Annotated in this window: 31 protein-coding genes; 12 read left to right on the top strand and 19 right to left on the bottom strand. The window is 66.7% G+C overall.

From position 1 onward, the window contains the following. Positions 1-8 precede the first annotated feature (8 nt). The 4 genes from NOCYR_RS26930 to NOCYR_RS26925 form a co-directional block, all read right to left on the bottom strand. Positions 9-383, bottom strand: a complete 375-nt coding sequence (locus NOCYR_RS26930) for a hypothetical protein (RefSeq protein WP_014353582.1) — start codon at positions 381-383, stop codon at positions 9-11. Between the two features lie 10 nt (positions 384-393). After that, the gene (locus NOCYR_RS28735) at positions 394-927 is read right to left on the bottom strand and encodes a DUF3558 domain-containing protein (RefSeq protein WP_158430222.1); all 534 of its coding nucleotides are present in this window, start codon (positions 925-927) and stop codon (positions 394-396) included. A gap of 266 nt (positions 928-1,193) precedes the next feature. Beyond that, positions 1,194-1,397 carry a DUF397 domain-containing protein gene (locus tag NOCYR_RS28730; protein WP_014353580.1) on the bottom strand — a complete coding sequence of 68 codons (204 nt, stop codon included), beginning with the start codon at positions 1,395-1,397 and terminating at the stop codon, positions 1,194-1,196. Continuing rightward, the gene (locus NOCYR_RS26925) at positions 1,394-2,290 is read right to left on the bottom strand and encodes a helix-turn-helix domain-containing protein (RefSeq protein WP_014353579.1); all 897 of its coding nucleotides are present in this window, start codon (positions 2,288-2,290) and stop codon (positions 1,394-1,396) included. The genes NOCYR_RS28730 and NOCYR_RS26925 overlap by 4 nt, the downstream gene beginning before the upstream one ends. Positions 2,291-3,092: 802 nt before the next feature. Here NOCYR_RS26925 and NOCYR_RS26920 point away from each other — a divergent pair. From NOCYR_RS26920 to NOCYR_RS26910, 3 genes are read left to right on the top strand one after another with little or no spacing between them, the layout of a single operon-like run. Further along, on the top strand, positions 3,093-3,476 hold the full coding sequence (locus tag NOCYR_RS26920; RefSeq protein ID WP_048833768.1) for a hypothetical protein: 384 nt from the start codon (positions 3,093-3,095) through the stop codon (positions 3,474-3,476). A 5-nt stretch (positions 3,477-3,481) separates the two neighbouring features. Further along, positions 3,482-3,868, top strand: a complete 387-nt coding sequence (locus NOCYR_RS29855) for a hypothetical protein (RefSeq protein ID WP_158430220.1) — start codon at positions 3,482-3,484, stop codon at positions 3,866-3,868. After that, positions 3,865-4,812: an NAD-dependent epimerase/dehydratase family protein gene (locus NOCYR_RS26910; protein ID WP_014353576.1), complete on the top strand. Its 948-nt coding sequence runs from the start codon at positions 3,865-3,867 to the stop codon at positions 4,810-4,812. The genes NOCYR_RS29855 and NOCYR_RS26910 overlap by 4 nt, the downstream gene beginning before the upstream one ends. 297 nt (positions 4,813-5,109) lie before the next feature. On the opposite strand, the gene NOCYR_RS26905 is transcribed toward NOCYR_RS26910, so the two are convergent. The 4 genes from NOCYR_RS26905 to NOCYR_RS26890 all read right to left on the bottom strand — a co-directional run bounded on the left by NOCYR_RS26905 (position 5,110) and on the right by NOCYR_RS26890 (position 9,923). Next, the gene (locus tag NOCYR_RS26905; RefSeq protein ID WP_228793223.1) at positions 5,110-6,240 is read right to left on the bottom strand and encodes an aminotransferase class I/II-fold pyridoxal phosphate-dependent enzyme; all 1,131 of its coding nucleotides are present in this window, start codon (positions 6,238-6,240) and stop codon (positions 5,110-5,112) included. A gap of 247 nt (positions 6,241-6,487) precedes the next feature. Beyond that, on the bottom strand, positions 6,488-7,510 hold the full coding sequence (locus tag NOCYR_RS26900; protein WP_014353574.1) for a 3-oxoacyl-ACP synthase III family protein: 1,023 nt from the start codon (positions 7,508-7,510) through the stop codon (positions 6,488-6,490). Beyond that, complete coding sequence (locus tag NOCYR_RS26895; protein WP_014353573.1) at positions 7,510-8,169, bottom strand: SRPBCC family protein; 660 nt, start codon at positions 8,167-8,169, stop codon at positions 7,510-7,512. Before NOCYR_RS26895 ends, NOCYR_RS26900 begins: the two co-directional genes overlap by 1 nt. Next, the gene (locus tag NOCYR_RS26890) at positions 8,166-9,923 is read right to left on the bottom strand and encodes a thiamine pyrophosphate-binding protein (protein WP_014353572.1); all 1,758 of its coding nucleotides are present in this window, start codon (positions 9,921-9,923) and stop codon (positions 8,166-8,168) included. The genes NOCYR_RS26895 and NOCYR_RS26890 overlap by 4 nt, the downstream gene beginning before the upstream one ends. A gap of 145 nt (positions 9,924-10,068) precedes the next feature. Here NOCYR_RS26890 and NOCYR_RS26885 point away from each other — a divergent pair, with 145 nt between their 5' ends. From NOCYR_RS26885 to NOCYR_RS26875, 3 genes are all read left to right on the top strand, one after another. Continuing rightward, positions 10,069-10,587: an EXLDI protein gene (locus NOCYR_RS26885; RefSeq protein WP_014353571.1), complete on the top strand. Its 519-nt coding sequence runs from the start codon at positions 10,069-10,071 to the stop codon at positions 10,585-10,587. A 179-nt stretch (positions 10,588-10,766) separates the two neighbouring features. Further along, complete coding sequence (locus NOCYR_RS26880; RefSeq protein ID WP_014353570.1) at positions 10,767-11,732, top strand: ATP-binding cassette domain-containing protein; 966 nt, start codon at positions 10,767-10,769, stop codon at positions 11,730-11,732. Then, the gene (locus NOCYR_RS26875) at positions 11,729-12,523 is read left to right on the top strand and encodes an ABC transporter permease (RefSeq protein ID WP_014353569.1); all 795 of its coding nucleotides are present in this window, start codon (positions 11,729-11,731) and stop codon (positions 12,521-12,523) included. Before NOCYR_RS26880 ends, NOCYR_RS26875 begins: the two co-directional genes overlap by 4 nt. A 104-nt stretch (positions 12,524-12,627) precedes the next feature. Here the strand turns inward: NOCYR_RS26875 and NOCYR_RS26870 are convergent, their stop codons facing one another. Continuing rightward, positions 12,628-13,272, bottom strand: coding sequence for a YqgE/AlgH family protein (locus NOCYR_RS26870; protein ID WP_048833766.1), 645 nt, complete (start codon positions 13,270-13,272; stop codon positions 12,628-12,630). Further along, a complete protein-coding gene (locus tag NOCYR_RS29890; RefSeq protein WP_162471525.1) occupies positions 13,182-13,412 on the bottom strand; it encodes a hypothetical protein in 231 nt (76 codons plus the stop codon). The genes NOCYR_RS26870 and NOCYR_RS29890 overlap by 91 nt, the downstream gene beginning before the upstream one ends. Between NOCYR_RS29890 and NOCYR_RS26865 the strand changes: the two genes are divergently transcribed. Next, positions 13,407-14,168 carry a lysophospholipid acyltransferase family protein gene (locus NOCYR_RS26865; RefSeq protein WP_014353567.1) on the top strand — a complete coding sequence of 254 codons (762 nt, stop codon included), beginning with the start codon at positions 13,407-13,409 and terminating at the stop codon, positions 14,166-14,168. The two genes, NOCYR_RS29890 and NOCYR_RS26865, sit on opposite strands and share 6 nt — an antisense overlap. 183 nt (positions 14,169-14,351) lie before the next feature. Here the strand turns inward: NOCYR_RS26865 and NOCYR_RS26860 are convergent, their stop codons facing one another. After that, on the bottom strand, positions 14,352-14,663 hold the full coding sequence (locus tag NOCYR_RS26860) for a GNAT family N-acetyltransferase (protein ID WP_014353566.1): 312 nt from the start codon (positions 14,661-14,663) through the stop codon (positions 14,352-14,354). Positions 14,664-14,783: 120 nt separating this feature from the next. On the opposite strand from NOCYR_RS26860, the gene NOCYR_RS26855 reads away from it, so the two are divergent. Then, on the top strand, positions 14,784-15,917 hold the full coding sequence (locus NOCYR_RS26855) for a glycerate kinase (protein ID WP_014353565.1): 1,134 nt from the start codon (positions 14,784-14,786) through the stop codon (positions 15,915-15,917). 147 nt (positions 15,918-16,064) lie between these two features. On the opposite strand, the gene NOCYR_RS26850 is transcribed toward NOCYR_RS26855, so the two are convergent. Further along, positions 16,065-16,379: a winged helix-turn-helix transcriptional regulator gene (locus NOCYR_RS26850; RefSeq protein WP_086008289.1), complete on the bottom strand. Its 315-nt coding sequence runs from the start codon at positions 16,377-16,379 to the stop codon at positions 16,065-16,067. Positions 16,380-16,478: 99 nt separating this feature from the next. On the opposite strand from NOCYR_RS26850, the gene NOCYR_RS26845 reads away from it, so the two are divergent. Further along, a complete protein-coding gene (locus NOCYR_RS26845) occupies positions 16,479-17,438 on the top strand; it encodes an NAD(P)-dependent oxidoreductase (protein ID WP_267469058.1) in 960 nt (319 codons plus the stop codon). A gap of 77 nt (positions 17,439-17,515) precedes the next feature. On the opposite strand, the gene NOCYR_RS26840 is transcribed toward NOCYR_RS26845, so the two are convergent. The 3 genes from NOCYR_RS26840 to NOCYR_RS26830 are packed head-to-tail and all read right to left on the bottom strand — an operon-like array spanning position 17,516 to position 19,525. Continuing rightward, positions 17,516-17,758: a helix-turn-helix transcriptional regulator gene (locus NOCYR_RS26840; RefSeq protein WP_048833765.1), complete on the bottom strand. Its 243-nt coding sequence runs from the start codon at positions 17,756-17,758 to the stop codon at positions 17,516-17,518. Next, positions 17,748-18,599, bottom strand: coding sequence for an ABC transporter permease (locus NOCYR_RS26835; RefSeq protein ID WP_014353561.1), 852 nt, complete (start codon positions 18,597-18,599; stop codon positions 17,748-17,750). Before NOCYR_RS26835 ends, NOCYR_RS26840 begins: the two co-directional genes overlap by 11 nt. Beyond that, positions 18,596-19,525 (bottom strand): ABC transporter ATP-binding protein, encoded by a 930-nt coding sequence (locus NOCYR_RS26830; RefSeq protein ID WP_014353560.1) that lies wholly within the window; start codon positions 19,523-19,525, stop codon positions 18,596-18,598. The genes NOCYR_RS26835 and NOCYR_RS26830 overlap by 4 nt, the downstream gene beginning before the upstream one ends. Positions 19,526-19,680: 155 nt before the next feature. Between NOCYR_RS26830 and NOCYR_RS26825 the strand changes: the two genes are divergently transcribed. Next, positions 19,681-20,478 (top strand): ArsR/SmtB family transcription factor, encoded by a 798-nt coding sequence (locus NOCYR_RS26825; RefSeq protein ID WP_014353559.1) that lies wholly within the window; start codon positions 19,681-19,683, stop codon positions 20,476-20,478. Positions 20,479-20,499: 21 nt separating this feature from the next. On the opposite strand, the gene NOCYR_RS26820 is transcribed toward NOCYR_RS26825, so the two are convergent. After that, on the bottom strand, positions 20,500-21,144 hold the full coding sequence (locus NOCYR_RS26820; RefSeq protein WP_014353558.1) for a trimeric intracellular cation channel family protein: 645 nt from the start codon (positions 21,142-21,144) through the stop codon (positions 20,500-20,502). Positions 21,145-21,294: 150 nt separating this feature from the next. Between NOCYR_RS26820 and NOCYR_RS26815 the strand changes: the two genes are divergently transcribed. Continuing rightward, positions 21,295-21,747: a nitroreductase family deazaflavin-dependent oxidoreductase gene (locus NOCYR_RS26815; protein WP_014353557.1), complete on the top strand. Its 453-nt coding sequence runs from the start codon at positions 21,295-21,297 to the stop codon at positions 21,745-21,747. On the opposite strand, the gene aroQ is transcribed toward NOCYR_RS26815, so the two are convergent. Then, positions 21,748-22,221: a type II 3-dehydroquinate dehydratase gene (aroQ, locus tag NOCYR_RS26810; RefSeq protein WP_014353556.1), complete on the bottom strand. Its 474-nt coding sequence runs from the start codon at positions 22,219-22,221 to the stop codon at positions 21,748-21,750. Positions 22,222-22,531: 310 nt separating this feature from the next. Between aroQ and NOCYR_RS26805 the strand changes: the two genes are divergently transcribed. Next, positions 22,532-24,211 carry an NTF2-like N-terminal transpeptidase domain-containing protein gene (locus tag NOCYR_RS26805; RefSeq protein WP_228780745.1) on the top strand — a complete coding sequence of 560 codons (1,680 nt, stop codon included), beginning with the start codon at positions 22,532-22,534 and terminating at the stop codon, positions 24,209-24,211. A gap of 70 nt (positions 24,212-24,281) precedes the next feature. Here the strand turns inward: NOCYR_RS26805 and NOCYR_RS26800 are convergent, their stop codons facing one another. Together NOCYR_RS26800 and NOCYR_RS26795 are read right to left on the bottom strand one after the other, a co-directional pair. Beyond that, positions 24,282-24,653 (bottom strand): DUF3054 domain-containing protein, encoded by a 372-nt coding sequence (locus NOCYR_RS26800; RefSeq protein WP_048833764.1) that lies wholly within the window; start codon positions 24,651-24,653, stop codon positions 24,282-24,284. 47 nt (positions 24,654-24,700) lie between these two features. Further along, a complete protein-coding gene (locus NOCYR_RS26795; protein ID WP_048833763.1) occupies positions 24,701-25,795 on the bottom strand; it encodes a lysylphosphatidylglycerol synthase transmembrane domain-containing protein in 1,095 nt (364 codons plus the stop codon). Between the last annotated feature and the right edge of the window lie 3 nt (positions 25,796-25,798).

Here is a 25,798-nt window from a genome sequence, read left to right as displayed (position 1 = left end):
CCTGCGGATCAGACGCCGTTATAGCCTTGCGAATTGGTGGAATCCTGCTCTTGCAGGCGGTCTAGAGTTACTTGGATGGTATCACCCATGAGTGCCAATACCTTTAGGTGGTCCCGTAGGGCTGTCGCCAGGTCGCCGTCGCCTGCGGGGTCAAATGCCTTCAACCCGAGTAGCCTGCCGAGTTCCTTGCCGCACTCGAAATCACCCAGACCGGTGACATTCGCCATTCGCTCTATGCCTGCTAGGCACTCAGTGTAGACATTGATCTGATCATCTATCGCCGTTCGGCAGCTTCGCGCCACCGCATCGTCCAAGTACAAGTTCCCTGACTTTGCTTGGTCGGCGAGGTATTGCCATCTCGAGATTTCAGCGTCAAGGCTCATCGGGCTATTCCTACTCTGCTGGAAACACGGGAACTACGAACTCGGATGCAGCCAGTGCGATTTCGCAGGGATCCCGATCGTCCGTGGTCAGTGGAGTTTTGTAGATAGAGACTTCAAATGTTTGCCCGTTGGACGGAAAGGCGATGTAGCACACGGAATTGTAGGCAGCGTCATGCGCTTTCCGGAACTGGATCCCTGAGCGTCCTGCTGCTGTTATGTCCGTAAAATCAGTATTATTCGGATCGGCTTTGATTTCGTCCACAGTGTGGATCGTCGACCAGATGCCCAGCGTGTAGTCCCAGCGGGATCGCTTGTTGTGCCACGAGCAGAGCTTCCACCCCTCCACGTTTTCTACGCCCGAGATTGTGGTGTCCTTAGTGGACGAATCCACCCCAACCTGGGCTAGCACATCCTCGCCGACTTGTGTGCACGGATCCCACAGTGCTTCGGTGGCGGCAGCCTTATCTGTGGTCGAGACCGGGGTTGCGGTTCCCTCGTTGGTCGCATTGCACCCGGTCGCGGCCAGCAAGGTTCCCGCCAGCATCGCTACCACCGCTGTCGTTCGTTGTCCCACCGCTGCTCCCGTCCAGCTGCCGATTTGTCCGCTCGTAGTGTAGGACGCAGCTACGCGCTGATCGGTTCCACTCGATTCGAGCGCACGGGTCGACAGATTTTGGAACTGCGACCATACGGCTGTCCAGCCTGGTACGAACGCCATCGAGTGGCACACGAGCGTGGGCTCGTCTCGCGATTCGCCTCGGTCATGTGCCACTCGTCAGTGCGGATCGTGTCGAGCGTTGCGGGACGGGACTAACGGTCGAAGTCGCCCGCTCGCAGCGCGCCCGCGAATGCATCCCACTGAGTCGGGGCGAAGACCAGCGCCGGTCCGGTGGGATTCTTCGAGTCACGGACGCCGACCTGGCCATCCCCAAGCCATGCCACCTCGACGCAATCGGTTTGGCCGCCGCTGTGGGTGCTCTTGAACCATGCTGCCTGGGATAGGTCCGTGTTCACGTTTCATACTCCCTTGCTGCCCGCCTGAGCAGGTCTCGCGACTTCATTTCGTCGTACGCAGTGCTTCGTATCGCGGAAGCCAAATCATAGTAACGCTCGACGTCTTCGGCACTCTCGAGATAGATGTCCGGTTTTCCGTGGCCCTCGAAGTACACGAGTGGGGGCTCTTTAGGTCGGCCCTTGGCGTCTTCGCCGAAGTCCAGGATGACGAACGGTCCGTGCAGTAGCCCACGGGCGTACCCAGCGCTGAACGGCTGGATCCGAATGCTGATGTTCTCGCGCTTGCCGATCTCGGCCAGATGGCGCAGCTGCGCCGCCATGACCCGCGGGCTGCCGACAACGCGGTGCAGCGCAGACTCGTGGAGCAGCAGCTCCAGCTGGACCGGCGCAGTCTTGCGCGTCACGATGGTTTGTCGCCGCATCCGCAGCTCGACACGACGTTCGATGTCTTCCTTGGCTTCGTCCCGGTAGAAGGCGCTGATCAAGGCCCTCGCGTAGTCGGGTGTCTGCAATAGCCCGAGAACGATCTCCTGGTACGAGATGAGCTGGCGCGCCGAGGCTGTCAGCTCGACGTACATGGTGAATGTCGGGTCGCTGTACAGGCCGGCGAAAGCCGTGTACCAGGACGTAACTCGCGATTGCTTGGCCAGTTCGATTGCGTGTGCCGTCTTTGCTTCGGACACCTCGTACAACTCGCATAGAGCCTGCACATCCACGGCGCGGATCTTCTTCGTCTTGGCCGCTTCGATGCGCTGCAACGCGGCCTGGCTCAGCTCTACGAGGGCCGCCGCCTTCGCAATGCTCAGTCCCATGGCATCGCGCTGTTCGCGCAGGAACCTGGCGAGCTGCCGCCTGGGCAAGGTCGATGGTTCGGTTACATCATCGCTGGTCATGGTGTGCCTCCGATTGCAAAAGTGAGTGGAACGGCGGCGCGAAATCGAATCAACCCCTGAACCACGATCGAATCGCGCTCTGGGACTTCAGGCCAGTTGGATTCGAATCATTCGATTCTCCTTGGCCGAGGGTAGCGCGCCGTGATCTTCTGAACTCAACGTTCGAGCAACTCCGCAGGTCAACCCCATACGAATCCCCCAGACTCACAACAGCATCGGCGGGAGCGAGCTGATCGGCGAGGCGGTCGCCGATTGATCCCCCTGACGTTGATTCGTTGCCGTGGACCGCTCGGACGCCTCAGATCTCGTCCATCGATCATGTTTCGGAGGGGCACATGTCAGATCCGCGCGTCGTGGAGGTCGGGCCGGGCGGCCGCAGACCGCCGGTTATCGGGTTTGTTCGTGAGGAGGTTTCCGGGCCGCATGCTGTCCGGCATGCGGCTGAGATACGCAGGTACGCCATGAAGTCGGGGTGGCGGGTTGTGTATACGGTGCGGCCGCCGAGTGGGGATCCCGATCCGGTGGGGTATGCCCTCGGTATTGCCGCTGCGCTGGGTGTCGAGACCATTGTCGTGTTCGATCTCGCCCACACCGATTACAGCCCGGCGCGGGTCTGCGACGAAGGGTACGACCTCGAAACCGTCTGCCCCGCAACCACTTGGACCCGAACCTCCACCACCAATGCCCCGCCATCGGCCGAGGCGGCTGCACGAGTGGTGCATGAGGCAGGTGACACGCCGTGCGGTCCAGCTTCATGTGCCACTCCCCGGGGCGCGGCCGTGTATCTGGCGGGGGCGGCGTGATGGCGGGGGAGGAGGTGCTTGCGGCGCCGGTTGTGTGTGGGGTCGCGGATGTGGAGTTGGCGCATCGGGTGATGCGGCGGCATCGGGAGTGCCGGGTCGAGCGGTGTGCGTGGAAGTGGGTCGCGTATTGCACGCTGGTGCATGTCGGGCGGCTCGCGCCGCAGTCGGTGAGTCCGCGGGAGCGGGCTTATCGGCGGGGGATCGAGTTCGGGACTGCCGCAACGGCATCTGATGTCAGGTCGGGCGCGAGATCGGTCGGGCTGGATGCGACGGTGCATGAGGGCGCGAGTGTTCGACAGCCGACCGCGATGACCGACCTTGCCACGTTGCGTCAGGTGCTCGATGGGCTCACCCGCTATGCCGGTGAAGGCCGGGAGGGGTGAGTGCGGTGGATTCGTGGCATGTGATGTCGAGTGTGGTTTCGGTTCTCGCGGGATGTGTGATCGCGGTGCTCATCATCGGGTGTCTGTGGCCGGAGGAGCCGCCGCAGCGGGCGCACGCTCATCGCCGGATCGCGCGGTCCGGGGCGCACCGCTCGCGGGGTGTCGCACGCAGGCATGTGGCGTTCGACCAGGTCGATCAGACGAGTTGGACGGCGTGGACCTGCGAACTTCCGCTGGCACCGCTGACCATCGACGACGCCCATCAAGCCATGCGTCACCACCGCGAACATGATTGCGCCCGCAAACGTGCGGCGTTCACCGCGCTGGTCGCCGCCGGGCGCATCACCCCGGATTCCTCGCGTCGATACCGGCGTCGGGAGGGGATGTCGTGAACCATGTCGTGGTGATCGGTTGCGCGGGCTTTCTCGGCTCGCATCTGTGCCGGGCGCTGCTCCAGCGGGGCGATCGCGTCACCGCCATCGATCCGCTCAGTGCCGAGCGCGCCGCCGCGATGCGGGACTTCGGCGCGCACCCGCAGTTCGCCTTTCGCTGCGCGGATAGCACGGTTCCTGGCACTCTCGCCGGGCTCGGGGCGATCACTCACGTCGCCCATCTCGGCCACGGCGGCAGCACGCACAGTGATCCGATCGAGGTGATCAGGGCCGCGTCGGCGGGCACGATGGCGGCTTTGGATCTGGCTGTCGCGCATGGGGCGCGCATCGTCATCGTCTCCGGCGCGCACGGAGGGACTGATCGCCGGCCGCGCTTCACGAGCCGTCTCGACGCCGAATCCGTACGCGGTGCAGCGGAACTGATCGCCGAAACGACCGCCCGCCACTACCCCGGAGCGCGGGTGGCCATCGCGCGGCCGTTCGAGGTCTACGGTCCGCACTCGAGGCCGGGCACCGGTGTCGGCGCGACGCTCTGCGCTGCCGCGTTGCGGGATCAGACCGTCTACCTGGACGACGAAGAGCGGTCGTTCGTCTACGTGACCGACGTGGTCGCCGCCCTGATCGCCCTGCTCGACTGCGAAACAGCGGGGCCGGTCGATATCGGCGGGCCGATGGTCACGCTCAGCGAGTTCGCCCGCACAGCCATCGCTCTGGCAGGGCGCGGTTGGGTGGAATGCGCTGCTCCCCGCCGCACCAGCAGCGCGGGATCCGATGGGCTTGCGCTGCGGGTCGCGTCGACGCCCGGTGCTCGACCACCGGATCTCGCCCGAACGCGCCGGCTGCTCGGGTGGGAGCCGACGACCTCTTTGCATGAGGGGGTGCACCACACGCTCGACTGGATGCGTACGGCGTTGCTCAGCCAGCCAGCGCGAGTGCAGCCCTAGAGGTCCGGTTCCCGAGCCACACCGCTGCCGGTTTGCCGCGCCGCCACCGACTACGGAGAGCCCGACTGCTCGGGCGTGGGTCGAAGACCGAGCGGAGCAGTGTTCCCCCGGCCCATTCGTTCACCCGCCGCCTGCCGGTAGTGCGCTTCTTGCGCGGCGTCAGCGGAGACTCGGAAGGCGTCCACGCCGGAACGGCCGTTCCGGCGTGCTGATCATGGTGCTCGCGGTCGGGTTGTCGGCGGTTGGTGTCGGTTGCAGCGACGGTGCCGAGCCGACCTCGGACGCCGAGAGCACCGGTTAGCGAGACTCGGTCCGGGCCACGGCGCGCACCGCATCCAGCACCGCTCGTCCCGCATCTACATCGCCTACCGCGATCCGCGCACTCCCATCCGCGTAGGCCTTGGCGGCGATGCCTGCGCGGCGCAATGCTGTCGCAACCCTCGGACCGGGCAGGTAGAGGAAGTTTGCAAAGCTCGGTGGAACGTTGATTCCTGTACAGCGCAACGCCTCCCGCAGTGAATCGCGCTCCTCGGTGATCCGCGCTACCCGTACCGCGAGTTCGGGTTCGGCCGCGTAGCAGGCGGTGACGGCAGCGGTTGCGAAGGTGGGGACTCCGAAGGGGAGTTGGATGCGGCGGACTCGGGGGATCAGGGCGGTGTTGCCGAGGGCGTAGCCGATGCGCAGGCCGGCGAGGCCGTAGGCCTTGGAGAAGGTGCGCAGGATCAGCAGGTTCGGGTGGCGGGAGAGGAGGGTGCGTGGGTCGATGCGGTCGGCGGCGGGGAGGAATTCGACGTAGGCCTCGTCGAGGATCACCGGGATGTGAGTGGGGACGGTGCGCAGGAATCGGCGCAGGTCGCGTTCGGGGATGAGCGTTCCGGTCGGGTTGTGCGGGCGGCACAGGACTATCAGGCGGGTGCGGGAGGTGATGGCGCGGGACATTGCGCGCAGGTCTTGCTCGCCGGCCTTGTCGAGGGGTACGCCGACGACGTCGACGCCGACCATACCGGCCATGATCGGGTAGCCGTCGAAAGTCGGCATGCCGAGCACCATTTCGGATCCGGAGCCGGAGCGAGACCCGAAGCCCGACCGGGAGCCGAAGCGCGAGCCCGACCCGGAGCCCGACCCGGAGCCGAAGCCCGAGCCCGACCCGGAGCCCGACCCGGAGCCGGAGTCGGACCCGGGCCCGAAGCCGGAGCCCCAGCCCGAGCCCCAGCCGGACCCAGGCCCGGCGAGGGTGTGCAGGATCTGCATGGCAACGCCAGTAGCGCCGGAGCCGACCACCACCTGGTCCGGGCTGACGCCCAGCCTGTCGGCGATGACGGCGGGCAGGCGGGTCGGCAGGAACTCGGGATATCTGTTCGCTCGACCCACCTCGCGCTGAATCGCCACGCGTACAGAAGGCAGTGGCGGGAAAGGGTTCTCGCTCAGGGTGAGATCGAAACGAACCGACGCGGGCGCGACCTGGAATCGCCGCGATGATCGGCTTCGGTCGGCCAGGTGGATGCTCACCGCCGCACCTTTCGCGTGCCGACGGCCGCGAACGGCCCTGTGCGAGCGGATACTGGCTGACACTGTGCACCGGAAGGCGCTGCTCCCCGGCGTTCCGTGGCCCCGGCGTTGCCGTGCGGGACCGCGGATTCTCGCAGCGAAACGGTGCCGTCGACGCGGTGAATCTTCATCGCGCCGCACCCCACCGCACCGCCGCCGCGGCCGCGAAATCGCCCGCATGCGCGAACGCCGACATCAGGACCACCGAACCATTACGCAAGCGCCCGGCCCGGTTCTCCACATCCAAGGTCACCGGAATGCCCGCGGCGAACAGGTTTCCGCACGAGTCGAACGTATCCGGATGACGTTCCGCCGGCAGCTCCAGCGCATCATGCCAGTTACGCAGGAACAACCGGTTCGGCTGATTGGTGACGAAGGTGTCGATATCGCGGCCCTTCACCCCGATCCGATCGCACACCGCCAGCGCCACTTCCGGGACCAGCCGATTACCGCGCGCGAACACCTTGGTGATCTTCGATTCGGTGAAACTCACACAGCCCTGGCCCTCGCCCGGTTCCCAGTATTTGCGGTCACCGTTGGTGGAGAAGTCCATATCGCCGGCGAATTCGGGGTAGGTGCGGCATTCGATATCCAGGATCGGTGCGCTGTCGTCGCGGACCAGCAGGCCGACGCCGCAGCCGTCGCCGGGGACGGGGGCCTGGGCGAGTTTGCGGATATCGGGCTGGGTGAATACCGGGCCCGCGCAGTTCTGGGTGGCGGCGATGAGGGCGGTCCTGGCGTCGGTGGTGCGCAGAATGGTCTGGGCCAGCGACATCATGTGCACGAACGCGGCACAACCGCCATTGTGCAGGTCGAAGACCCAGGCGGGCTTGGCATTCAGCCGACGCGCCACCTCGGCGCCGCAACCCATGACGGGGTTGTCCGGCAATTGAGTGTGCGTGATCAGCACATCGACCCCGGACACGAAATCCGCGCCGTGCCGTTTGATCAGCGGCGCCACCGCGCGCTCAACCATATCGACGGCGGTTTCGTCGCGCCCGACGTGATAGCGCGTTTTCGGCGAACGGAACATGACGTTCTTGGCCATCCGATCCGACCGGGAGAACTGGGTGAAGTACTCCGTCCCGACCGGTTCGCCGGGCAGATAACTCGCCACATCCACCAGGCTGACCTGCGTCGCTTCCGTCATCAGCTCATCCATTCCGGTTTGATCGGCAGGCCGTGGGCGGCCCGGTATTCGCAGATCGCCTTGAGGTTGTCCATCTCCAATTGGTGTCCGGCGGAGAACATCTCCCAGAAATCGCCGACCCACACCGGACGTTTCGGCGGCGCGGTCTCCGGATACGGATTCTCGTCGTAGAACGGATGTTTGCAATTGACCCACAGCACAACCGATCCCGGCTTGTTGAACACCACCTGCGCGTCGACGACCCGCATCAGATACACCATCCACAGGTGCTCGCCCTGATCCCAGGCGCAGTGATAATCGACCGTCATGGCGTGCGGATCGGTGACGGTGCGGGTGTAGATCTTGGTCGCGTCACCGAGCCGGTCGTAGGCCAGCCATAGGCCGGGCTCATCGGTTTCGGTGAATCCGCGCAGGCTGTAGGTCCATTCCTCGAGCGACCTGGTGTCGGACAGGTATTCGAAGACCTCCCGTGGCGGCGCCGCGATGTAGGCATTGACGGGGCAGAAGTCGCCGTAGATCTGGTCGTGCGGATAGACCGACCGCAGCATGTCCATGATGATCGGCGTGGTGGCTTCCTTATCGGAATTCTCGATCCGCAGAATTCCGGGAATCACGTCGTCCCCGATATCACTGAGGGCGGGCAGGGCACTGGTGGTCACGGTGTACTCCTCAGGAAGGGCAGGAAGGGCGGGATTTCGTCGGGGTCACAGTCGATGGAGACGAACGAGGGGCCGGGGCCCGCGAGGCATTCGGTGAGCGCGTCAGGTAACTCGGCCATCGAGTGCACGGCGCACGCGCGCAGCGACGGGAACATGGCCGCGACACCCTCGCCCAAGAAAGCGGGATGGAATCTGTTGAAGCTGTATCTATCCCGGTACAGCAGCTGCTCGCGGGTCACGCACATGGCGTGGGCGTTGTTGTTGAACACGATGAAGGTGACCGGCAGCGCGTACTCGACGGCGGTGTGCAGTTCCAGCCCGTGCATGTAGAACGAGCCGTCGCCGGCGATCACCACGGTGCGGTGGCCGTCGGGGGAACGGGCGAACGCCGAGCCGATGCCCGCGCCGAACGCGTACCCCATGCCGCCCATTCCGAGCGCGACGATGAAGCGTCCGTCGCGTGGCACCCGCAGCTGATGCACCACGGCGGCGCCGGTATTGCCCGCGTCGACGAAGACGTCCGCGCCCTCGGGCAATGCGGCCTGGATGGCGTCGACGATCTGGCGGTAGTGCAGGCCGGGACCGTGCGATTCGGGCACCGGCATCGGCGTCAGGGTGCGGGCGGGTGCGGTGCGGGTGACCAGGGTGGTGCGGACCGCGGTCGCGACCGTCGCCGGTGCGGCGGCGCCGGTGGAGTCGGAGGTGTCGGCGGAATCGGCGAGCTCGGTATCGGCGTGCCCGTCATGTCCGCCGCGCAGGCGCTCCAGGATCATCCGCAACGCGACACCGACATCGGTGCAGGTCGCGTGGATCGCGGGCAGGTGCGGCATGGACATCCCGATGCTGGCGATGGTGGTGCGGCCGAGCAGCTCGTCGAGCCCGGTGCGCGCGGTGACCGGCATGGGGGTGCCGACCAGCAGGCACAGCGTGGCCTCGTCCAGGGCGTCGGCCAGCTCGCGATGGCCCATGGTGCCCGCGACACCGCAGAACGCCGGCGCGAAATTGTCGTAGGTGTCCTTGGCGTCGGGGGCGACGCCGACCATCGCATCGAGTTCGGCCACCACCTCGGCGAGCGCGGTGCGCGCATCGTCGCGCGCCACCTGATCGCCCGCGATCACCACCACCCGGCCCAGTTGACGCGCGGTTTCCACCGCGGTCAGCACCCGCTCGAGTTCGTCCTCGTCGAGCCAGGTGGCGCGCGGATCGGGCCGGAACGGCGCGATGCCACCCATCTCGGCCTGCTGGACGTCCTTGGGAATCAGTAGCACCGACGGCCCACCGCGCCGGGCCGCCCGCAACGCCCGCGCCAGCCGTTCGGGCAGTTCACCGGGGTGGGCCACGCGGGCGCAGTAGCGGCTGATCGAGCTGAACAGCCGGACCGCGTCGATCGCGCCGGCCTGCCCGCTCGAATCCTGGAAGGCGCCGTGACCTTCCAACATGGTCGGCGGCTGCCCGATCAGCGCCAGCACGGGAACTCGCGATGCATACGATTCGGCAAGTCCGGCAACGAGATTCATCGCGCCGCCGCCGGAGGTCGCGACCACCACGCCGAGTCCACCGGTGGATCGGGCATACCCGTCGGCCATGGTGGCGGCAGAGAATTCATGTTTGGCGACCACGCCGGTCACCGCGCCGCCCGCGTCGAAGATGGCGTCGTAGAGGTCTTCGATATTGGCGCCGTCGACGCCGAAGATATGCCGCACATCGAGGTCCGGCATGGCGCGAACCAGATAGTCCACAACTCTGTCGGGCATCGCACCTCCTTCCAGCGCCGAGTGGGCAGTGCTGCGCGCCGCCTAGAAGGAGATACGGGTGCGCCCACGTCCGGGTTCAGCCTGATCGGAGCCGGTTTTTCCGGAAGTCTTGCGTGTACGTATACATCTACGTATAGTCACTGTCATGCCCAACAAGACGATCTACGTTGCCGATGACGACCTTCCCCTGTTCCAGCGGGCCCAGGAGCTCGTCGGCGGCAATCTGTCGGGGGCCGTGGTCACTGCGCTGCGCCGGTTCATCGAACTGGAGGAGGGCAGGCAGGAAGGATTCGAGGAAATCGTGCTCCGGGTCGGGCACAACGGTGTCCGGCAGGTCCGGTTCGAGGGTGCGCTGCTCGGTGAATGGCGCGATGTCAACGACACTCGCGCCGAACACGTCCGGGTTTTCCGCAGTCGCAAGGGCAAGTACGTGCTCCACGCCCAATACTCCAACTGGGACGACCTCCCGGATATCGCCATGAGCGGCTGGAAAGACTGGAAGAACTGGCGGCGCATGCTCGGCGTCGGCGATCAGGATTGGGGTGATTTCATTCTGGTGATCGTTGATTCCCTTGACGAGCTGAAGGGCGAGATCCCGGACAAGCTTTATGAGCGGGTTGTCAGTATCGCGGATCGCCCGCCGATCGAAGAACTCGATATCTGAGGCGCAGGCCTCACCGGCCGATTGCCACCGCGATCGGCATGACGGTGCGCACGGCAATCCGCCGGCCGCCGCATAACTGAACACTCACATCCGACACCGCCGCTCCCCGAGGGGAGTGGTGCGGAGAACTCATGCTGTCATTCGCATTGTTTTATGAAGAATTCCAGGAAGGAAAGGCCATGTCCACAGGTGGACGCGCACCGGCGATCTGGGTCTCCGGACTCCGAAAGTCATACGGCGACAAGGTAGTTCTCGACGGCATCGACCTGAACGTGCCCGAAGGCACGATCTTCTCGCTGCTCGGCCCCAACGGCGCGGGCAAGACGACGACCGTGCAGATCCTCACCACCCTGATCGGCTGCGACGGCGGCGAAATCCAGGTCGGCGGGTACGACCTGGACACCGACCGCGACGCGGTGAAGGCGGCGATCGGCGTCACCGGACAGTTCTCCGCGGTCGACGAACTGCTCACCGGCCGGGAAAACCTGATGCTGATGGCCGACCTGCATCACCTGCCCCGGCGCGTCGGCAAGTCGCTCGCCGCCGACCTGCTCGAACGCTTCGACCTCACCGAAGCCGCGGACAAGCCGGCCTCCACCTACTCCGGCGGCATGACCAGGCGCCTGGACCTGGCGATGACGCTGGTCGGCGACCCGCGCATCATCTTCCTCGACGAGCCAACCACCGGCCTCGACCCGCGCAGCCGGCGCTCGATGTGGGAGATCATCCGCGAACTCGTCGACAGCTACAGCGTCACCGTCTTCCTCACCACCCAGTACCTGGAGGAAGCCGATCAGCTCGCCGACCGCATCGCGGTGCTCGACCACGGCACCATCGTCGCCGAAGGCACCGCGGCGGAACTGAAGCGGCTCGTGCCCGGCGGCCACATCCGGCTGCAATTCGCCGAACGCGGCGATCTGGACGCGGCGGCCACGGCATTCGGTTCCAGCGCCCGCCCCATCGAGGACGAACTCACCCTCGCGATCCCGAGCGACGGCGGAATCGGCTCGGTGCGCGCCGTGCTCGACCGGCTCGACGAATTCCACATTCCCGCCGAAGGACTGTCGGTCCACACCCCGAACCTGGACGATGTCTTCCTCACCCTCACCGGAAACCCCGTCGCTGACAAGGAGCCCGTGCGATGACCACCGCGACCGTCCAGGCCTCGTCCCCGTCCGTCTTCGCCGATTCGCTGACCATGCTGCGGCGCAACCTGCTGCATGTGCGGCGCTACCCGAGCATGGCGTTCAGCATCCTGATCATGCCGACGGTGCTGCTGCTGGTGTTCAACTACGTCTTCGGCGGAGCGCTGGAAGCCGGGCTCGAACCCGGCACGAAATACATTAACTACCTGGCGCCCGGCATGCTGCTGTTGCTGCCGGCGTACCTGACGGTGTCGGTCGCGGTCATGCTGGCCACCGACATCACCAAAGGCATCGTCAACCGGTTCCGGGTGATGGCCATCGCGCAGTCGGCCATGCTCACCGGGCATGTGGTCGGCACGCTGATCCAGGGCACCTTCGCCATGGCGGGCATGCTCGGGGTCGCGATGCTGATGGGCTTCCGGCCCGACGCCACACCGGTGGAATGGGTGGCCGTCATCGGACTGCTGATGCTGGTGGTGTTCGCCTTCACCTGGCTGGCCGTCGGCTTCGGGCTCGCCGCGCCGAACCCGGAAAGCGCGAGCAATATGCCCTTCCCGATCGTGATGATGCCGTTCCTCGGCAGCGGTCTCGTCCCCACCGACACCATGCCGACGGTGCTGCGCTGGTTCGCCGAATACCAGCCGTTCACCCCGATCACCGAAACCATCCGCGGACTGCTGATGGGCACCGAGATCGGCGTCAACGGGGTCGTCTCGCTGGCCTGGTGCGCGGGCATCGCCGGCGTCGGCTACCTGTGGTCGATGTCGCTGTTCAAGAAGCAGGCCAGCTGAGCCCTGCCCCTTCGATCCCCTGCCGCGGCGGGGGATCGTCGGCGTGTGCGGGGCACGGTGAAGCCGCGCACCTCTCGCGTCGCAGCCGATGCCGGGCCGACGACTCAGTTGCGCTCGAGCTCGATCGGATGAGTCGCCAGCAGCGACAACGGCAGCGGCTGCCTGCGCAGCACCTCGGCCCACAGATCGGTGCGGCGGGAGGTGATCGGATCACTCGGCAGCGCCGAGAGCACGATCCAATCGTCCTGCTCCAGCTCGCCCTCGAGCTGCCCGAACGTCCAGCCCGCGTACCCGGCGAAGATGCGAACACCCTCCACCAGTGGGGCGATCCGGGTGGGATCGCTGTCCAGATCGATCAACACCACCCGGCCGTCGATCCGGCGCAGACCCGCCACACCCTCGATGGACGCGCCGACGCGCAGCGTGCCGAGGCACAGCGCGGCATCGCGTTTCACCGGACCGCCGACGAACAGGGTGCGCGGCGCGGCCGCCACCTCGGCCCACTGCGGCAGCACATCATGGACGGCCGTATCGCTCGGGCGGTTGATCACCACGCCGAGACTGCCGGCGTCGTTGTGTTCGATGATGTAGATGACGGTGCGCCGGAAAGTGGGTTCCACGAGTTCGGTCGAGGACACCAGCAGGGTGCCCGCGCGGACTACTTGCTCACCACGGTGAAAACTTCGCCTGCCGTGCTCACCGCCACCGCCGCGAGTTTTCCGATCATCCGGGTCTTCTGCGCGTGCCACACCGTCATCATCGCAGCTATCGCGCCGTCGCGCCGCTTGTCTTCGCGTTCCGTGTCGCGGCGAACACGCGCGAGCTCGGTGACAAGATCAACATGGGCGTTGACCGGGACGAGCGGCGTCGTAGAGTCGGCGGCATGCAACCGCCCGAGGTCGTCCTCGAAAACAGCGATGCCGTGTACGACTACTACCGCTCGCATCAGCAGCGGCGGTTCCAGGCGCGCGCGGCATACGCCCTGCTCGGACGGCGTTTCCGGCCCCGGATCAGCTATGCCGCCGGCGCCAGGGCGCGGATCGCGGAACTGATCCGTTCCCGCAAACCGCTGCTGATCGCGATCAACCATCTGTCCCAGCTCGACCCCTACACCGTCGCCGCGGCCGCCTGGCGCAGCGAACTACGGCCGATCATCGGCCGGGTGCGGGTGCTGGCCAAAGACGAGCTGTTCCTGGAACGCGATCAACGCCGCAAGATCGACATGATGGGCGGCATTCCCGTCTTCCGTGGCCGCGACCACGGACTGCGCGCGGTGAACGCGGCAGGCCAGCGGATGATGGACATCTGCGCCGAACGCCTGCACGACGGCGACGGCCTCGCGGTCTTCCCCGAAGGCACCTGCAACGACGTCGACCCCACCAAGGTGCAGCCCGTCGGCAGCGGCATCGGGCATATCGCCTTCCGCACCATGAAGCTGGGCACCGACCCCGCGCTGCTCAGCATCGGCCTCAGCTACGGGCCACGCCCCGACCCGGCGGTGGAGCCGACCAAGGAGGAAGCGAAGTCGGCCAGCTTCTACTTCGGGGTGCCGATCGTGGACCTGCCCGCCCGGCCCGGCGAGATCGCGCGGTTGGTGAAGACGGATCTTCAGCAGGCGCTGGACGGGGCCGTCGCGGCGTACTGAGCGCGCGGCCGATCGCAGCCCGCGTCGGCCGCTGATCTCAGCTGGGTTGCGCCTGGATACGCTCGGCGAACCGCGGCGCGCCCCGGGCTCAGGCCCATTTCGGGCAGCGCACCGGCCGCGCGATGAAGAACACGCCGGGCGGGATGGTGCCGGGGGAAGACGCTGGGCGCTCGGCCGGGCTGTCTACTGCGGAAGACCGAGCCGCCCGCGGGCCCAGTGCGGCACCATCGGCAGGTACTCCGGGCGGGTCTCCACGAAGTGGCGCACCATCGGGCACATCGGCAGGGCGCCGAGATGGTCGGCGCGGGTCTGGTTCAGCGAGGTCTCGACGAGCATGCGGCCGTAGCCCTGGCCCTCGTACTGGGAGTAGATCTCGGTGTGCACGAAAGCACGTTCGGCATTGGTGTCCTGGTACTCCGCGTACCCGGCGATCGCGCCGTCGACGTAGATCTCGAAGCGTTCCAGTGCGGTGTTGTTGCGGACCTCTGTCGACATGGCTCGAAGCTACTCCACCGGCGGGCCGCGGACACATCGCATCGCGTGGTCGTATCGGTGGCCGGGACGCGGGTCGCGCGCCGGGGTGCGGCAGACGGCGCGGCATTGGACAATCTCAGGATGGAGTCGGTGCCGACCGTCGTACTCGCCCCGGACAAATTCAAAGGATCGCTGTCCGCTGCCGAGGTGGCATCGGCGCTGGCCACAGGCATCGCGCGGGTGTGCCCGGACGCGCGGGTGGTGCGGGTGCCGGTGGCCGACGGCGGGGACGGGACCGTCGACGCGTTCGTCTCGGCGGGGTGGACGCGGGTCACCTTGCCCGCGCCGGGGCCGACCGGCGAGACGGTGGAAGCCTCCTATGCGGTGCGCGGCGACACCGCGGTGATCGAACTCGCCGCGGTCGTCGGTCTGGCGAAGCTTCCCGATGGACGCCCGGATCCGTTGCACGCCAGCACGTTCGGGCTCGGCGTCGTCATCGCGCACGCGCTGTCAGTGGGTGCCGAACGGATCGTGCTCGGACTCGGCGGTAGCGCGTCGACCGACGGCGGGGCGGGCATGCTGACGGCGCTCGGCGCGCGCATCTACGGCCCGGACGGTCATGAAGTGCCAAGGGGCGGTGCGGCTTTGCGGGATGCGAAGCGGTTGGACCTGCGGGGATTGCATCCCGGCCTGGCGGAGGCGACGTTCGTCATCGCCAGTGACGTGGACAATCCGCTGCTCGGGCCGTCGGGTGCGGTCGCGGTGTATTCCGCGCAAAAGGGCGCGGGACCCGATGATCAGGAGATTCTCGAAGCGGCACTCCAGAATTGGGCCGCACTGGTCGGCGAAACGCATGCCGGCCGTCCCGGTGCGGGCGCGGCGGGCGGCACCGGTTTCGGTGCGATGGCCGTGCTCGGGGCGCAGATGCACAGTGGCATCGCGGTGGTGCTCGAACTGCTCGACTTCGGGGCGGTGCTGGAATCGGCGAGCGTTGTCATCACCGGCGAAGGGTGCCTGGATCGGCAGACCCTGTACGGGAAGGCGCCGATGGGAGTCTGCGCTGCCGCGCGCTCGGCGGGCGTGCCCGTCATCGCCGTTGCCGGACGCATCGACCTCGCGCCGGACGAGCTCACCGCGGAAGGCTTCATGGCCGGCTACGCCCTGGCCGATGTGGAACCCGATCCGGGCCGCTCGATGGCCGAGGCCGTACCGCTACTCGAACAGGTCGGGGAGCGGATCGCCGCCGAACGGTTGGGTGAGCGGAAGCTGTCATAGAGCGCAGGCAACGATGTCGGCGACCCGGCGCTCTCGGGGACCGCGCACCCGGGTGTGCCGAAACCGGCCGGTTCCGGTGGCATCGGCGCGAACTGATCGTTCAACGGTCCCCCGGGTGCGGTCGTGGCCGAGCCGTTGTCGAACCGATCAGCTCGCCGACATCAGCTTCGGCAGCAGCTCGTGGCGATGCCGATCGCCCCACTCCTCCAGCGGGCGAAGCGCGGCCGCGAGCTCGGCGCCCACCGGCGTGAGCGAGTACTCGACGCGGGGCGGGATCTCCGGGAACACCTCGCGATGCACGACGCCGGAGGTCTCCAGATGGCGCAGGTTCTCGGTGAGCACCTTCTCGCTGACGCCGCCGAGCAGGCGGCGGATCTCGCCGAAACGGCGCGGACCGTCGGCCAGCACCCACATCAGGTGCAGCCGCCATTTCCCGCCGACGACGTCGATCGCCACGCTCATACCGCACGCATCGTGATCCGCGTCACTGCCGATCGTCACTGGATCCTCCTGACCTCGATACGGACCTCGACGTAAGCAACCGTACCCGTACGTGCGGTCTTGTCGCGCCTACCTGCACAGACGAACCATAGAGACCGGCGCCGACAGAAACCGTATCGACTTTCGAAGGATCAGCATATGTCTCAGCAGAGCAGCACGGCCTCGGTCTCGGTCATCGGTCTCGGGCCGATGGGGCAGGCCATGGTGCGGGCCTTCTTGAAGGCGGGCACCGAGGTCACGGTGTGGAACCGCAGCAGCGCCAAGGTCGACGCCATGGTGGAGCTGGGCGCCAAGCGCGCGAACAGCGTCGCCGAGGCGCTCGACGCCAACGAGGTGACCGTGGTGAGCCTGACCCACTACGACGCCATGTACGACGTGCTCGGCCAGGCCACCGACCATCTCGCGGGCAAGGTGATCGCGAACCTGTCCTCGGATTCGCCGGAGAAGGCGCGCAAGGGTGCGCAGTGGGTGCGTTCGCACGGCGCCGAATTCATCTCCGGCGGCGTGATGTCGGCCGGCGACAATATCGAGCATCCGGCCTCCTACATCTTCTACAGCGGTCCGAGCGAGGTATTCGAGGCGCACGTCGAGTTGCTGCGCCCGCTCAGCCCGCCGGAGTACCTCGGCGCCGATGACGGTCTCGCGCAGGTCTTCTACCAGGCCTTGCTCATCGTCTTCCATCCGTGGATGCTGGCCTACGATCAGGCGCTGGCCGTCATCGCCCGCTCCGGCCAGGACGTCGGCCAGTTCCTGCCGTTCGCCCAGCGCGCCGCCGGTGCCTACCCCTTCTTCATGGAGGAGTACGCCAACCAGGCCAAGCAGGGCGGGTGGGGCGATCTGTCGGCCTTCAAGATGATGGACGTCGGCGCCCAGCACATCATCGACGCCAGCGAGGAAGTCGGCGTCGACGCCACCATCTCCCATGTGGCCCAGAGCATCTGGCGCAAGGCGATCGCGGCGACCGAAGAAGCCGGCAAGCCGGTGTCGGTGTTCGAGCTGTTCGGTGGGACGAAGTCCTGATCGAGCGGCCGCGTGAATCGGACGAGCCGGAACGCCGATGGTGGCGTTCCGGCTGTCCGCTGCCGCACAGCGTTCGATCAGGCCGATTCCGAGGACGACCCGAGCCGGGGGAAGGGGGTGGTGGAGAAGACGACCTCCACCGCCACCTCGAAATACTGTGCGATCCGCAAGGCCAGATGCAGGCTCGGGCTGTACTCGCCGCGCTCCAGATATCCGATGGTCTGGTAGTGCACGCCGAGCGCTTCCGCGAGCTCGCGCCGGGAGATGCCGCGCTCGGCGCGCAGCATCGCGATCCGGTTGTAGATGACCTCAGTAGGCACGCTGCAACGCTTTCTCCCGCCGTTCGGCCATCGCCGCGCCCGACTCGCGGCGCGCCATCCGGCGCATCACGATCGGTGCGATGAGCAGCGCGGCGGCCGACCAGATGCCCAGTACCGCAGCCGTTTCCAGATGACGCCAGGAGCCTTCGAGCTCGACCGCCTGCGCGCCGTCGGGCAGCAACGCCGAACGCATACCGAGGCCGAGCCAATACATCGGGAACACCTGCCCGACCACCTGCAACCAGCCGGGCAGCCCGGTGATCGGATAGAAGATGCCGGAGATGGCGACCAGACCCATCAGCGGCATGGTGAAGAAGAACAGGCCGCGGGGATCGTCGAAGATCGAGCCGATGATCGCGCCGAGCGAGGAGATGGCGAGCAGGCCGAGCGCAAGGACCCACACGAGCGTCAGCCAGGGCCCGACGCTGTCGAGCGACACACCTCCCACGATCACCATGCCCACGCCCAGCAGGATAGCCACCTGCGCGAGCACCGATCCGGCGTTGGCGCCGAGCTTGCCGATCAAGTAGCCGATCATGCCGTTCGGCGTGGCCTTGGCGCGCAGCAGTGTGCCGTCCTCGCGGTCGAGCACCAGGTACTGGGCGATGCCGTACAGGCCGTTGAACGCGACGACCGATCCGATCACCCCGGGCAACGCCAGCGCGCCCAGCTTCAGGTCGGTGTCCTGGAATGTGCTGTTGCGCATGAAGAACAGGGCGGTCAGCAGCAGGATCGGGCTGAGCAGGATGCCGCCGAGGTCCTCGCCGTTGGTGAACAGCATCCGCAGTTCGATACCGGCCCGGCGGAACCCGGCCCGGATCGCGACGGTTCTCGGGTTCATCGCACGACCTCCTCGATGGCGTGGATCTCGGCACCGGTCGTGCCGTTCTCGTAATGACGGACCAGCGACATATAGGTCTCCTCGAGTGAAGCGCGCCGCACCTCGAGCTCCCCGATGTCCTCGCCGAACTGCTGGAACAGCTCGTAGACGAACTTGGTCGACTCGGTGGTGGTGTGCACGAAACGCTGGCCGTCTCGGGTCCAGCGCACCTCGGCGTCCACGGAGACGCGGCGGGAGAGTTCGTCGGCGGAACCGTCGGCGATGATGCGGCCGCCGGCCAGGATCAGGATGCGGTCGGCGAGTTTCTCGGCTTCGTCCAGATCGTGGGTGGTGAGCAGGATGGTGGTCTGCTGCTCGTCGGCCAAGCGGTGCACCAGATCGTGGAATTCGCGGCGGGCCTCCGGATCGAATCCGGCGGTGGGCTCGTCCAGGAACAGCACCTCCGGCTTGCCGACGACGCCGATCGCCACGTCCAGCCTGCGACGCTGCCCACCGGACAGGGTGGAGACCTTTGCTCCGGCATGTTCGGTCAGCCCGACCAACGCGATGAGTTCATCGGTGTCCCAAGGCTTTCGAATGCTGTCGGTGCTGTATGGGGCATAGAAGGAGCCGAGGTAGGCCAGCAGGTCCCGCACCCGCCATTTGCTGTGGTCGCGCCATGATTGCAGGACCACCCCGATGCGCGAGCGCCAGGCTTCGTCGCCCTGTGCGGGGTTGATCCCGAGCACTTCGACCGTGCCCGCCGAGGGCGCGCGGAAGCCCTCCAGGATCTCGATGGTCGTGGTCTTGCCCGCGCCGTTGGGCCCGAGCATGACCAGTACTTCGCCGTGCCGCGCCTGGAACGTGACGTCGTTGAGGACGTCCTCGGTGCCGTAGCGCATGCGTAGCTGCTCGACGTTGAGCACCACGCCATCACCCACTGTCATGGTTTCCCTCCCTGTCGTGGGTTGGTGATGGTTTGTAGCATACGTACTACATTTCGCCGTGGCAATGCTCGCGGTCTCTTGGTTGACATGCAGCCTTTTGGTTGCCTATTCTCGATTCATGCAGCCGGATGGCTGCATATCACGAGAGAACGGCGATGGACGAGGTATTCAAAGCGCTGGCCGACCCCAGCCGCAGGCGGCTGCTCGACAGCCTGCAGGCCCGCAATGGGCAGAGCCTGCGCGAACTGTGTGCCGAGCTGGATATGGCCCGCCAATCGGTGAGCAAACATCTGGCGGTGCTCGAGGCCGCCAACTTGGTCACCACCCGGCGCAGTGGCCGCGAAAAACTGCATTACCTCAACGCCGAACCGATCAACGCCATCGCCGACCGCTGGATCAACCGCTACCACCGCGCGCGGGTCACCGCCCTCGCCGACCTGAAATCCGCATTGGAGACCAGTCCGATGAGCGACACCGAATTCGTCTACACCACCTACATCAAAACCACGCCGGAAAAGCTCTGGCAGGCCCTTACCGATCCCACGTTCACCAGCCGCTACTGGGGCGCCACCTTCGACACCGACTGGCGCCAGGGCTCGGAAATGGTGTGGAAGCAAGGTAATTGGGTCGGCAAGGATCCCGAGCAAGTGGTGCTCGAGTCCGATCCACCCCGCCGCCTGTCCTATACCTGGCACACCATCGGCCCCGAGTTCGCCGCGGAATTCGGCATGGACGCAGCCGAACTCGCCGAATGGTCCGCCGAACCCCGCTCCAAGGTCACCTTCGAGATCGAACCGCAGGGCGAGGTCGTCAAGCTGACCGTCGTCCACGACGGTTTCGCGCCCGGCAGCCGGGTGCTCGAAGGAATTCAAGGCGGCTGGCCCGCGATTCTGTCGGGTTTGAAAACGCTGCTGGAAACCGGCGATGTGCTGCCGGAGCCGGTGGAGAGCTGATCGGCCGGCGCGCGGCAGAGTTCAGTCCGGCTCTGCCGCGCGGCGGGGCAGGCTTTCCGGGAGGGTCCAGCCGCGCCAGTGGGCAAGCAGGCACAGGCCGGCGCCGACGGTGGTCGCGCAGATCATGCCCGCGGTCGGCTGGCCGGCGGCGGCGAGGGTGACCATGACGATGCTGGCCGCTAGGGCGGCGGTGGCGTAGAGGGTGTTGCCGCCGAAGATGCGTGGGGTGCGGCGCAGCACGATATCGCGGACCATGCCGCCGCCGACCGCGGTGATGGTGCCGAGCAGGATCGCAGGCAGCCACCCCAAGCCCACTGCCAGGGTTTTCTGGGCGCCGGTTGCGGCCCAGCAGCCGAGGGCGGCGGCGTCGACGAACAGGAATGTGCGGTCCCAGATCTTGCCCTCGATGAGCAGGACGAACGCGATCAAGGCGCCGGCGAGTGCCGTCACCAAATAGGCGTAGTTGGTGAGGGCGATGGGGGTGCCGCGTTGCAGCAGGGTGTCGCGGATCAGGCCGCCGCCGAGCCCGGACAGGATCGCCAGCGTCACGAAGCCGATCGGATCGAACCGCTCGGCCCGCGCCAGCACCCCACCCAGGATCGCGTTCGCGAGTACGCCGCTCAGGTCGAGCACGAAAAACAGATCGGTGAGATCAGCCGCCGCCACCCGACCATCGTCCACCAGGGGCGCACCCGTAGCGACCGGACCACGCCGACCGGGCCACGCCGCAAAGTGAGAGCACTGCTCTTGACGAAAACGGGCAGCGCGTGAGACTGTTGATCTCAACAGAGAGCAGCGCTCACAAGGAGACGGAAAATGAACGGCACCAACGCGGCGACCCGCTACATCGGCCCCGGACGTGGGGAGGCGACACTGAATCGGATCATGAACGCCCTGCCCAAGCTCGGCATCAGCATCATGGGCTCCCGGCTGCTGGCGGTGCGCGGCCGCAAGAGTGGGCAGTGGCGCAGCACGCTGGTCAACGTCATGGACATCGACGGCGAGCGCTACCTGGTCGCACCGCGCGGGCACACCCAGTGGGTGCGGAATCTGCGGGTCGCCGGCGAGGGCGAGTTGCGGCTGGGACGCAAGGTCGAGCCGTTCACCGCGCGCGAGATCGACGACGCCGACAAGGTGCCGCTGCTGCGCGCCTACCTGAAGCGCTGGGGCTGGGAGGTCGGCCGGTTCTTCGAGGGCGTCACCAAGGACGCCACCGACGCGGAGCTGGCCGCGATCGCGCCGGGCTTTCCCGTGTTCCGCATCGCCTGATCAGCGCCGCGCACTCTCGGCACTCGCCCGCCGCACCAGAAATTCGATCGCCGCCGCGTATCCGAACACGCCCATCCCGGCGATCACCGCGGTGGCGATGGGCGAGATGAAGGAGTGGTGCCGGAACTCCTCGCGGGCATGCACATTGCTCACGTGCACCTCCACGATCGGCACCTCGGGAATCACCAGCGCGTCGCGCAACGCGACCGAGGTATGGGTGAGCCCGCCGGGATTGATGACGATGCCCGAGACCGTCCCGCGCGCCGCGTGGATCTCATCGATCAGCGCGCCCTCGGAATTCGACTGGAAGGCCCGCACTTCGCGGCCCAGGCCCGCGCCGGTGCGGGTGCACAGCTCGACCACGTCGGCGAGGGTCTCGGAGCCGTAGATCTCCGGCTGGCGCACGCCGAGCATATTCAGATTGGGACCGTTGAGCACCAGGATCGGCAACGTCGGCGCGGCGGTATCGGACATGCCGGCAACCTTACCGATCCGGGTGCGCCGGACCTTCGCGATTGGCCGCGGACGGGATCGGGTATCTAATGTGAAACGCCGAGTTCGGTGGTATCTGCACACGGCGACGGCTGGGTCGGTACGGTAGCTGCGCCGGTGGTCTTCGGGCCGCCGGACGACGTTGGTGATCGGCTTCGGAGACGGGAGGGATCGGGCACAATTGGCATCGTTGTGTACGGGTTGCTCTCCCGGCTCGGGGGGCGCCGCAAACAGGGATTTTTCAGGTACGGTGGTCTTGTTACTGGAGTGACAAGAGTGAAGAGTGGGCGACATGGATGTGTGGGGATCCCGCCGCTTTCGCTTCCGGGGCGCACTGGCCCTCACGGGGGTGGCGGCTCTGGTATTCGCGATGGGATCGTGTGGTCTGAGTGAGCAGCCGAACGAAGCCGAGGCTGTCGTCGAGCGGTTCACCGAGCTGCTCGATGAGCATGACTACGCGGCCGCCGCGGAGCTGACGTCCTACCCCACTGCGGCCTCGGCAACCCTGAAGCAAATGTTCGAGGGCCTGGAATCAGGCGAAGTCGATTACGAGAAAACCCAATTCATCGAACTCGACCCGGCCTCCGGTCTGTTCAGCATGGACGTCGACTGGAATTTCGGCGAGGGCAAGGACTGGAACTACAGCATCGAAGGTTCGGTGCGAAAACTCGCCATCGGCTGGCGGATCTCCTGGGACCCGGCGATCGTCATGCCGCAGCTGAGCCACACCCGCGACGTCAAGCTGGTGCGCACCACGCCGAAACCGCCACCGCGCGTGGTCGATATCGTCGGCGAACCGCTGATGGCCGAGCAGAACATCAACGTGATCAAACTGGATCCGGCGCGCATGCCCGATCCGGTCGCCTCGACCAATGCCCTCGCGGCCGCGATCGAGCCGGTCGCCTCGCTGATTACCGGGCCGTACCTGATGCAGCAGCTGGCTTCCTCGCAGGGCAAACCGATCGTCGCGGTCAGCCTGCGGGACGGCGATTTCAATATCCTCGAGCCGCTGATGGCGCCCATCCCCGGTGTGGTGATGGAGAAGCAGCCGCGCGTCATCTCCGTCGACCGGCGGGTGCGTTCGCCCATGCTGGACGGGCTGGCCGAGGTCTGGGAAGACAGCCAGCAGGCGCACTCGGGCTGGGCTGTGCAGTTGTTCGAGAAGGACGGCCGATTCATCACCCAGCTGGCCGGTGAGCAGGGCCCGGCCGGGCCGGATATCGCCGCGACCATGGACCAGAAGTTGCAGCGGGCCGCCTTGGACGCGGTGGTCAGCGTGGCCACGCCCGCGTCGCTGGTGGCGATCCAGCCTTCCACCGGCGCGGTGGTCGCGGTCGCGCAGAACGGATACGCGAGCGAGCACGGTCCGGTGGCCTTCACCGGGCTCTACCCGATCGGCGCGAACATCGAGCTGTTCCGCAATATCGTCGCCGTCGAAAAGGGCAAGGCGCCGGCGGACGTCTCGGTGCAGGAGGCCGCGGAGGCGGCGACCAAACTCGGTGTCGGCATCGATTTCCGGGTGCCGGGGCTGGACGAGGTCACCGGGCGGCTGGCGATTTCGGGGCGCAGCGCCGAGCAGGTCCGGCAGGGTGCAGGCGCGGATGCGGTGCTGGCCAGCCCGTTCGGGATGGCGATCGCCGCCGCGACCATCGCGCGCGGCTCGGTGCCGCCGCCGATGATCGAGCGCGGACGGCCCAGCGAAACCGATGCTCAGCTGGACCCGTTGCCCGCGCCGGTCACCGATCGGCTGCGCACCATGATGCGTGACGGGATGAACGATCCGCGGATGGCGGAGCTGCGAATGTACGGCGGGGTCACCGGCTTCGTCGCCGAAGCGGGCGAGGACGGCTGGTTGATCGCCACGCTGGGCGATCTGGCCTTCGCGGTCCACATCGACAATATCGACGGCGGCGACGCGGCGGTGCGCATGGCGGCCCGGATGTTCCGCTCGTTCACCAAGCCCGAGCCGTGAGCCGGCCGGGCCCGCAACCGCGGGAGTCCTGAGCCGCTCGATTCCGGAACCGCGCGTGCCCTGGACCGGATCAGTTGATCGCGGTCCAGGCCGCGCGCCAGCCGAGCAGGAACAAGGCCAGCACGGCCGAGGCCACCAGCATGAAGCTGAATGCGGTGCCCTGACCGCTGATCGAGCGCAACAGCATGCCGCCGGCCAGAGTGCCCAGCCAGACCAGCACGCCGGTCGGCCACAGGGAACTGCCGTCGAAACGGGCGCTCTCGCCGTACATCCGGCTCGCAGCGGCCACCGCGACCACCCAGCCGACCGCCAATCCGATGGCGAACGGCCATACCGTCCGCAACAATCCGGCGAGCACCGCTTCGTCGTGACTTTGCCGTCCGATCGCGCAGAACAGGACCACCAGCAGGGCATCGACCAGCAACGGCAGGAAAATCCTCACCCGGTCAGCTTAGTGTTCGTTTCAATCAATCCCCCGCCACGCCACGGCTACACGGTGCGACGCTGCTCGAATTCCTTTTCGTATTCCACCTCGTCGGCCTGTTTGGTGCGGAAACCGAACGCGAAAACGATCCAGCCGATGATCGCCACCAGAATGAAACTCACCAGCCGATAGACGAATGCGGCGGCGACGGCCTGCGCGGCGGGCAATCCCGCGGCGGCGGTGAGACCGTAGATCAAGGTCGCGTCCACGTAGACGATGCCGCCCGGCGCGAACGGAATCGAACCGACCGCTTTACCGGCGGCGAATGCGATCAGCAGGCCGGCCCATTTCGGATCGCCGCCCACCGCGTAGCAAGCCGCACCGAGACAGGCCACGTCGGCGATGCGGTGCACCACGGCCCAGCCGGCCACCCACGCGCCGTCCCGGGTGCCGAGATCGACCGACTCCAGCTGAGCCAGCATGTCGGTGACCTTGGACATGCCGTGGTCCGGCGGCTGCTTACGCATCCGGTTCAGCAGCGCGAGCGCGCGGCGCAGCACCGCCTCGAGCGCGCCGGGATTGCGCGAGATGTAGTTGCCCGCCCACACCAGGGCGACGATGGCCAGCACCGTCACGATCAGCTTGACCGGCCCGACCCGGTTGCCGACCAGCAGCGCACCGCCGAAGCCGAGCAAGGCCAGCCCCGCCGCGGCGACCACACCGGAGAACACCAGCTGCCAGGACGCGACCACCGGGCTCGCCCCCCAGCGCCGGGTCTGCCGATAGGTGAACGCGGTGGAGAAGACTTGCCCGGCAGGCAGCGTCACCGACATGGCCGTCGCGCCATAGACAACGGCTACCGATTTGCGCTGGCTGACCCGCACCCCGCCGGCGCCGAGCAGTTGTTTCTGCAACCGGCCGAACCCGCTCATCGACATCGCCTGGAATGCGATACACAGCGCTACCCAGCCCCAATGGATTTCGGTGAGGGTGCGCCAGGATTCGTGCAATCGTGGCCAGAGATAGATGGCCTCGCCGATCAACAATGCGAGCAAAGCCACACCGGCGACCCATTTCAGCCACCGGAAATTCCGCCGGGCCGGCGCGTCCGTAGCCGCAGGCGAGACAGAATCGCCTGCTGGAGCGCCGTTGGCCGTCACGCG

The organism is Nocardia cyriacigeorgica GUH-2 (assembly GCF_000284035.1).
In the GTDB taxonomy this organism is placed as follows: Bacteria; Actinomycetota; Actinomycetes; order Mycobacteriales; family Mycobacteriaceae; genus Nocardia; species Nocardia cyriacigeorgica_B.
This window is presented reverse-complemented; position numbering and strand designations above follow the sequence as displayed.